This is a genomic window from Mesorhizobium sp. M7D.F.Ca.US.004.01.2.1 (assembly GCF_003997785.1).
GTDB lineage: Bacteria > Pseudomonadota > Alphaproteobacteria > Rhizobiales > Rhizobiaceae > Mesorhizobium > Mesorhizobium loti.
In genome coordinates this window covers 1-8,222 of record NZ_RZRQ01000261.1, presented here as the reverse complement: position 1 = coordinate 8,222, position 8,222 = coordinate 1, and the positions used below count along the sequence as shown (strand labels likewise).

Genomic DNA, 8,222 nt, shown 5'->3' with positions numbered 1-8,222 from the left:
CCATGGCGCCCATCAGCGCTGCGACCGGCAAGGGCGCCGCTTCGCGACTGGCAACTGGCGTCGATGTCACGTGGTTCCATCCTCCATACCGCCGGGCCAAACCCGACCGGCGGCATGGAGATAGGGCGAACCGGCCGGCCTGTCGTGAGGCAGCGGCAACTGGCTGCTAGGGCACGGCCAGGCACGCCGGCAGCATGCCCTCCGTCAGTTCAGGGATTTGCGCCTTGGCGGGGGTGCCGGGTGGCGCTGCTCGAGTGCCACTGCCGCATCGGTGCGGCCGGTCCGGCGCAGTCTTTCGAGGTAGCCCGGCAACTCGCCAAGGCAATGGAATGGCCCGCCTTCCCGGATCACCGTCACCAGCGGATCGACATCGCTGTCGCTGCGGCCGGCCATCGTGCTGCGCCAGTCCTCGAGCAGCCGGCTGGCATGATCGACCACATCGCTTCGAACACCGGAGAGATCATGCTGCTCATGCGGATCCTCGCTCAGATTGAACAGGCTGACCGGGCCGAAATCCTTGTAGCCGTCGTGGTAGGTGCGCAGCATCAGCCAGTCGGCCCCGCCGAGCCGGAACCGCACGCCGCGCTGCACCGCCCACGCACCCTGGCTCAGCACCAGGAAATCGCGGCCGCCCTCCTCGCTCGCGGCAAGCGCCGGCGCGAAGGAGCGCCCGTCCCACAGCACTGGCACGCTGCCGCCAAGCCGGTCAATCAGCGTGGCGGCCCAGTCGAAATGATAGTGCAGCCCACTATTGACGCCGCGCATATCCTCGGCGCCGGGCCAGCGGATGACCAGCGGCACGTTGCAGGTGAATTCGTCCGCCGTCTGATGGTCGCCCCAGACATTGAGCTCGCCGAGGTTCTCGCCATGATCGGCGCCGATGACGATGATCGTGTCATCGAACAGGCCTTGACGCTTCAGTTCCTCGACGATGAGCCCGACATGATGATCGGCGTAGAGCACGCCGGTGTCGTAGCCGTCGAACCAGGCCTTGACGGTGTCCATGTCGTTGATCGGCGACGGCATGCGCCGGTATTTCGATCCGCCCGGCTCGACGTCGAAACCCGAGGGTTCCTGCGGGCTGTGCGGGCCGTAGCCGGCATGGCTCTTCTCGAACACCGCCTTGGTCATCCAGTCGGGAAGCGGCTGGTCGGCAAAGGGGTCGCCGAAGGCGTCCGGCGCGCGATAGGGCGTGTGCGGGTCCCAGACATTGACATGCAGGAACCATTTTTTCGCCGAGCCATTGCGCTTCAGCCAATCGATCGCCAGGCCCGAGACCTCGTCGGCATTTTCCATGCCGGCCTTGCCCGGATTGATGATCTCGTTGAAGCCGGCATACCAGTGCCAGCAGCCATGCCGCTCGCCGAAGCTGCTGATCGTCGTGGTGTGGTAGCCGAGATCGCGCAGCGCCCGCATCCAGCCCTCTTCGTAGAAGGTACCCGCCCAGGCTCTTTCGGCGCCTTCGCGGAACGGCTCGCAAGCGGTGCCGCCATGGCCGACCACGCCGGTCCGCATTCCGTGGCGGCCGCTCCACAACGCAGTGCGCGACGGATGACAAGGCACATCGGAAACATAGACGTTCTCGAAGCGGATGCCGTCACCGGCAAGGCCGTCGATGACGGGAGAGGTGTTCCGGTGATAGCCGTAGCAGCCGAGATGGTCGCGCCTGAGGCTGTCGATGTCGATGTAGAGAACGTTCATGAATGGCTCGTCGCTGCTGTGATTGTCTGGAAACAGGCCCCGGCTCGCTGCCGGGGCTTGCGATTTGCAAAGGGCGGTTTCAAGAAGGCCCGTCAGGCCGAGATGTATTGATCGCCGAGATAGTAGTCCTTGGGATCGAGCGAGGTCTCGAGCTTGCCGAAGGTCTTGAACAGGTCGTTCATCGTCGAGAACCAGCCGTTCACGGTGCCGTCCTTGGTCAGCTTGATGAGCTCGGCCGACGTCATGAAGCGGCCATAGCCGGCCTCCGTCTTCAGCTGGTCGGCGGGAATGCCGAGCAGCTTGGAGGTGATCTCGATCGCCTTGTCCTGGTTGGCGGCGCGAAAATCCTGCGCGTCCTTGATGGCGCGCACCACGTTGCGGACGAGATCGGGATTGCCCTCGATCAGGTCGTTGCGGGCAATGAAGACGCTCGGAAAAGTGGTCTGCGGATAGAAGTCGTCGTTCTTGGCCAGCTCCACCAGATCGGGAACGCTCTTCTGGATGATGCCGACGAACGGATACCAGATGCCGGCCGCGTCGACCTGCTTGGAGGCGAAGGCCGCCACGATGGTGCTCGGGTCCATCTGCACGATGTCGAGGTCGGTCATCGCCATACCGGCCTTGCGCAGCGCCAGCCGCAGCAGCATGTCGCCCGACGTGCCGGCCGCGATCGCCACCTTCTTGCCCTTGAGGGCGGCGATGGACGTGATGCCCGCCTGGGCGATCACCCGGTCCGAGAAGCCGACATCGTTGACGGCGATAATCTTCGCCTTGCCGGTCGCCGGCAGCCACAGCGCGCCCGGTCCGAGATAGCCGAATTCCAGGCTGTTGGCGCCGAGCGCCTGGACCTGGATGGGGCCGTTGGTGAAGACCTTGATATCGGCATCGACGCCGTGCTTGGCATAAAAGCCCTGGTCGGCGGCGACGCCGGCGACGCTGGCGCCCCAGAAATCGCCATTATAGCCGATGCGTGCCGCCGTTCCCGCCGCCCCGGCGCGAATGCCAGAGGCGGCGAAGGCGGCAAGTGCCGCCGATGATGCGATGAGTTTACGTCTTGTCAGTGTCACCATACTCTCCTCCTGTCACTGTTACTGGTGATAAACGGCTTGCCAGACGCGGTTGCGGATGCTCATGAACGCGGCTGAAAGCCGGATTTCCTCGGTCCTTGGGTAAGGCAGGCCGACCTCGATGATCTCCTTCAGCCGGCCGGGCCGCGCCGCCATGACGATGACGCGGTTGGCGAGATAGACCGCCTCGTCGACATCGTGGGTGATGAACATCACGGTGCGCCGCTCCCGGCTCCAGGTGTCGAGCAACTGGTCCTGGAGCTGCACGCGGGTCAGCGCGTCGAGCGCGCCGAAGGGCTCGTCCATCAGCAGGATGGACGGATCCACCGCGTAGGCCCGGGCAATCGCGCAGCGCTGCTTCATGCCGCCAGACAGCGTCTTCGGCAACGCATCGGCGAAGTCGCCGAGGCCGACAAGGTCGATGAAGCGCTCGGCGATCTGCCTGCGGCGCGCCGCCCCCTCGCCCTTGATGCGCAGCCCGAACTCGACGTTCTGGCGCACGGTGAGCCAGGGAAACAGCGCATATTGCTGAAAGATCATGCCGCGCTCCGGGCCCGGCCCCTCGACCGCCTTGCCGTCGACCAGCACGGTGCCCTCGCTCGGCTTCAGCAGGCCGGCCGCGATGTTGAGCGCCGTCGACTTGCCGCAGCCGGACGGGCCGACCACGGTGACGAACTCGCCGTCGGCGATGTCGAGCGACAGCCGGTCGAGCGCGATGAAAGCATTGTCCTTGAGGTCGAACCGGCGCGTCACATTGTCGAAGACGATCTTTGGGACGATCTTGGGCGGCATCACACGCGCTCCTGCCAGACGGTGAGCCGGCGCTCGATCACCAAGAGGATGCGATCCATGGCAAGGCCGAGAATGCCGATGGTGATCAGGCTGACGAAGATGGTCGGTAGGTCGTAGTAGAGCTGCGCCTGCTGCATGCGGAAGCCGAGGCCGGTCTGCGCGGCGATCAGTTCTGCGGCGACCAGCGTCGCCCAGGCCGAGCCGAGGCCGATGCGCACACCAACCAGGATGAACGGCGTCGACGCGGGAATGATGACGCGCAGGAAGATGGTCAGATCCCCCGCGCCGAGCACGCGCGCTGCGTTGATCATCGTCTTGTCGACGCTGATGACGCCCTGATAGGTGGCGACGACGCTGGCCAGGAAGGACGCCAGGAAGATGACGAAGATTTTCGGCGTCTCGTCGATGCCCATCGTCACGATCGCCAGCGGAATGATGGCAAGCGGCGGGATCATGCGGAAGAACTGCAGATACGGCTCGATGAGCGAACGCGCGACCTTGTACCAACCCATGACGAAGCCGACCGGGATCGCCAGGATGACGCCGAGGAGAAAGCCGGTCAGCACCCGCGCCAGGCTGGACATGATGTCGGTGGCGAGCTGCCCGTTGGCGATGAGATCGGCAAACCTTGACGCGACCTGCGGCGGCGGCGGCAGCCCCACCGCGCCGCCTGCCGTCAGCACCCACCAGATGGCAATGCCGGCGACGAGCCCGCAAAGATTGAGCGCAAGGCCGGAGTAATCGACGCCCGAACCTTCCGGCGGCCCGCCGCTGGAGCCTGTCGTCTTCGAGCCGCTCATCGCGACACTCCCGAGTAGAAAAAATGGTCGAGCGCCGCCGCGGCAGCACCGATGGCGCCGGCACCGGGACCGAGGCTCGACCGCTCGACCCGCAGCACGTCGCGCATCGGCGGCAGGACGCGCGGCGGAACACCCCGCCTTATGTGATCGATGAAGCTTTCCGGCGCTTCGGCCAGATGACCGCCAAAGACGATCAGGTCGGGATTGAGCAGGTTGGTCGCCGTCGCGATCGCCGTCGTCAGATGCCGGAGCGCGGCGTCCCACACCTCGGGGTATTTCTCCACCGCGGCCAGCAGGTGCCTGGGATGAGGCGTGTCGATATGGGCGGCGCGGGCCAGCGCGCGTTCGGACAGGAACGTCTCCAGGCAGCCCACATTGCCGCAAGCGCAACGCTCGCCATCTTCGACCACCTGGACATGGCCGAGCTCGACGGCCCCGTAGCCGCCGGGGCGGAACGGCATGCCGTTGATCACCAGGCCGGCGCCGAGGCCGGTGCGCAAATAGATGTAGAGCAGTGCGGTCGTGTCGCGCCCGATGCCGTAGCGCGATTCCGCCAGCGCCATCGCGCTGACATTGTGCTCGACCACCACCGGCATGCGCAGCGCCGTTTCGAGCTCGTCGGCGAACGGCACGTCCTTCCAGTCATAGTTGACCGACTGCAGGTTGCGCCGCCGCTTGGTGTCCACCGGTCCCGGCACGCCGAGCCCGAGGCCGATGAGACGCGAACGGGCAACGCCGGTCTTCTTGATCAATTGCTCGACGATCCGCACCACCATGCCGATCACCGCGGCGGGTTCGCTGGTGGCGGTGTCGAAATGCTGCGAGGCCATGGCCTTCGAGGCGGCCCTGAGATCGGTGATGGTGGCGTGGATGGTTCCAGCGCCGATGTGCACGCCAACCACGGACAGGGCGTCGGGCACCAGTGCAACCCCGATCGCGGGCCGGCCGACGGGCGCATCGCCCGCGACAGCCTGGTTGAGCTCGACCACGGTGCCCCCCCTCAGGAGATGGGCCATCAGATGGGTAAGGGCGGTGGGCGACAGCGAGGTGCGCCGCGCCAGTTCGGCGCGCGACTGCGGACCGTCGTCGCGCAGGATTCGCAGGATCGCTCCGTGATGCGCGCCCATTCCTTCCTCCCTATTATTTTCTAATGTTAATAAATTAATTATGCCTGTCAAGCACGGCAAAGCACGGCTTCGCGACAGACGTCGATGCACTTGGGTTTCACCCTTCCCTATCGCAGGAATTAGGCGGCATGGATGCGGAGGGGACTGCAGGCTGGGGCAAGGGCCGGTATTCCCGGACTAGCCGGCGGCGGCAGCCGAGCGCTTGAAGACGATGGTGACCCGCGTGCCCTCGCCGGCGCACGAATTCACGTCGAATTCCGCCTTGGCATTCTCGGTCAGCGATCGGGCGATCAGTGCACCGAGCTTGCCGCGCTTGGGCCAGGTCTCGCCCTCCGGCAGGCCGATTCCGTCATCGGCGATGACGATGCGGCAGCCATCGCCGTCAACGATACTGTGCAGCGTGATCGTGCCGCCGTCGCGCCCCTGGAAGGCATGTTTGAGCGCATTGGTCAAAAGCTCGTTCACCACCAGCCCGGTCGGCATGGCGACGTTGATCGACACCGGATAGGTATCGACCTTCATGTCGAGCCGGATACCCTCGACGGCATGCGAGTTCATCACCGCCGACGCGATCTGGCTGAGATAGACGCCAAGATCGACCTCATCCTTGTCATCGTCGCCCGACAGCGTCTGATAGAGGATCGCCAGCGCGTCGACGCGCCCCGCCAGCCTCTCGAAACGCTTCTGGTCCGGCTCGGCCGCGTTGCGCGTCTCCATCCGGATCAGCGCGGTGATCATCTGCAGATTGTTCTTCACCCGGTGCTGCAGTTCGCGCAGCAGCGTGTCCTTCTCGCGGACGCGCTCGTCGATCGATCGCGCATCCTCGGTTTCGCCATGGGCCGAGACGTCGACCAGCGCTACCAGTCGGAAGCAGACCTTGCCATTGTCGTCCTCGATGACATTGGAATAGACGTCCACGATCGCCGGTTGGTCTTCTGTCCGCTCCAGCCGGAACGTGCCGACGAAATCGGTCTCCTCGACCACGGCCTCGAACAGCACCCGGTCCTTCTGCCGGTGCAGGCCGGTGCCGGAAAGCGCCGCCCAGTGTTGCCGGGCGAGCCTCGCCGCCTTAAGGCCGGACAGTTTCTCGAATTCCGGATTGGCATAGACGACGCGCTCCTTCGAACCCAGGTCCGAGACCGCAATGGCGATCGGCACCTGGTCGAGGAACTTCTTGAACTGTTCGCTCTCCAGCGCGCTGGCAAGGTCCGGCGTTTCAAGCAACTGCCCGACCGCTTCGGCCTTCTGTGTATCGGATGTCATCTGCGGGCGCGCCTGTGCTGTGCGTGTGCGCCATCAGTATCAGCGATGCGTTCGGCCCGCCATCGCCAAAGCTGGAGGCGGCATTTTCACGCGCCGCGTCGGCGATAAGCCGCGTGTGGCGCAGCCGCCTCGAAGCAAGCAGCCGAGGCCTTGGGAGCGCCTCACGAGGCCGGCTTCGACGCCAGCCGTGGACCGGTCTTGACCTCGACGATCTCCGGCTTGGCGCTGTTGACCGCGCCGTCCCAACCGCCGCCGAGCGCCTTGTTGAGGGCGATGTAGTTGGTCGCCAGCAAGACGCGGCTTTGCAGCAGCGAGTCCTCGGCCGAGTAGAGCGAGCGCTGGGCGTCGAGCACATCGAGAAGGCTGGTCTCGCCGGCCTTGTAGAGCGTGCCTTCGAGGCTTGCCGCCTCGCCATAGGACTTCGCTGACGAGGCGAGCTTGCCGATCCTGATGCGCTCCTGCGCCAACAGCACCAGCGCATTCTCCACATCCTCGAGCGCCGTCAGCACCGAAGACCGGTAGGCGATGAAATATTGATCGCGCTGCGCCTTGGCGACCTCAACGGCCGCCTGCAATTGCCCGGCATTGAACACCGGCACGCTGAGCGTCGGTCCGAACGACCAGCCGATCGACGAATTCTTGCCGAGGTCGCCGAGCTTCAACGCCGCCGTGCTGATGTCTCCGGTCAGGCTGACCGAGGGATAGCGGGCGGCCTCGGCCTGGCCGATCTTAGCGGTGTATTGCGCGTATTGCCGTTCCGCCAGGCGCACATCGGGGCGCGACAGCAGGATGTCGGCGGGAATGCCGGTCGGAATCGGCAGGCGCGGCGTCGGGATCGGTGCACCGCGTTTCAGCCGGTCGCTCAGTGCTGCCGGCGGGCGGCCGGTGAGCACAGAGAGGCGATGCACGGCCTCCGCATAGCTTGCCTCCAGCGTCGGCACCGCGGCTTCGGTGCTCGCCGCCTGCCCCATCGCCTTGGCGACGTCGGCCGCGGTTGCCGTGCCCGCCTGCGCCATGGTGCGGGTGAGTTCGGCGGTCTGCCGTTGCGATACGGCCGAACGCCTGGCGAGCGCGATGCGGGCCTGGTAGCCGCGCGCCTGGGCATAGGTCGATGCGACATCGCCGACCAGGGTCAGAAGCGTCGAGCGCAGCTCCTCCTGCGAGGCGTCGAGCCCATAGCGGGCAGCCTCGACGCCCCTGCGGTTGCCGCCGAACAGGTCGAGCTCCCAGCTGGCATCGAAGCCGGCCTGGTACTCGTTGTAGGTGGCGTCAGAGCCTGACGTGGTCTCGGCGGACTTGTTGCGGGTAGCGGAGCCTGAGCCATCCACCGAGGGCAGCAATGTGCCCGCACTCTGGCGATAGGTGGCGCGCGCCTCGCGGATCCTGGCCTTGGCGGTGGCGACGTCGAGATTGCCGGCAACCGCTTCGTCGACCAGCGTGTTCAGCTCGGGATCGCGCAGCCGCTGCCACCA

At 65.7% G+C, this 8,222-nt stretch carries 7 protein-coding genes; all 7 read right to left on the bottom strand.

Annotated elements, in window-relative coordinates:
* Positions 1 to 204: 204 nt before the first annotated feature.
* Positions 205 to 1,701 (bottom strand): sulfatase, encoded by a 1,497-nt coding sequence (locus EN993_RS26630; protein ID WP_127265249.1) that lies wholly within the window; start codon positions 1,699 to 1,701, stop codon positions 205 to 207.
* Positions 1,702 to 1,793: 92 nt separating this feature from the next.
* Entirely contained in the window at positions 1,794 to 2,771 is a 978-nt protein-coding gene (locus EN993_RS26625; protein WP_127265248.1) for an aliphatic sulfonate ABC transporter substrate-binding protein, read from the bottom strand.
* A gap of 18 nt (positions 2,772 to 2,789) precedes the next feature.
* Positions 2,790 to 3,548, bottom strand: a complete 759-nt coding sequence (locus EN993_RS26620) for an ABC transporter ATP-binding protein (protein ID WP_164757822.1) — start codon at positions 3,546 to 3,548, stop codon at positions 2,790 to 2,792.
* A gap of 11 nt (positions 3,549 to 3,559) precedes the next feature.
* The gene (locus tag EN993_RS26615) at positions 3,560 to 4,360 is read right to left on the bottom strand and encodes an ABC transporter permease (protein ID WP_109660676.1); all 801 of its coding nucleotides are present in this window, start codon (positions 4,358 to 4,360) and stop codon (positions 3,560 to 3,562) included.
* On the bottom strand, positions 4,357 to 5,487 hold the full coding sequence (locus EN993_RS26610) for an ROK family transcriptional regulator (protein ID WP_109660675.1): 1,131 nt from the start codon (positions 5,485 to 5,487) through the stop codon (positions 4,357 to 4,359). Before EN993_RS26610 ends, EN993_RS26615 begins: the two co-directional genes overlap by 4 nt.
* A 177-nt stretch (positions 5,488 to 5,664) precedes the next feature.
* Positions 5,665 to 6,750, bottom strand: a complete 1,086-nt coding sequence (locus EN993_RS26605; protein ID WP_127265247.1) for a histidine kinase dimerization/phosphoacceptor domain -containing protein — start codon at positions 6,748 to 6,750, stop codon at positions 5,665 to 5,667.
* A 161-nt stretch (positions 6,751 to 6,911) separates the two neighbouring features.
* The coding region (locus EN993_RS26600) for an efflux transporter outer membrane subunit (RefSeq protein WP_127265246.1) at positions 6,912 to 8,222 on the bottom strand (1,311 nt) is incomplete at its 5' end.